The 259-nt window shown below is 66.0% G+C and carries 1 protein-coding gene; it reads right to left on the reverse strand.

What is annotated here, in order from left to right; all coding sequences use genetic code 11:
• On the reverse strand, window positions 1-259 hold a 259-nt coding region (locus tag GTW40_RS04870; RefSeq protein WP_202485394.1), incomplete at both ends, for an ATP/GTP-binding protein.

Here is a 259-nt window from a genome sequence, read left to right on the forward strand (position 1 = left end):
ACCAGGTCGTCCCACATGAACCAGAAGCGGTCCTGACCGGGCGTACCGAAGAGGTACAGGATCAGGTCCTGGTCCAGGGTGATACGGCCGAAGTCCATGGCCACCGTGGTGGTGGTCTTGTCGCCGGTGTGGGTGAGGTCGTCGATGCCCGCGGACGCGGACGTCATGACGGCCTCGGTACGCAGCGGGTTGATCTCCGAGACGGCGCCCACGAACGTGGTCTTGCCCACGCCGAAGCCGCCCGCCACCACGATCTTCG

This window comes from Streptomyces sp. SID4985 (genome assembly GCF_009863025.1).
Lineage (GTDB): Bacteria > Actinomycetota > Actinomycetes > Streptomycetales > Streptomycetaceae > Streptomyces.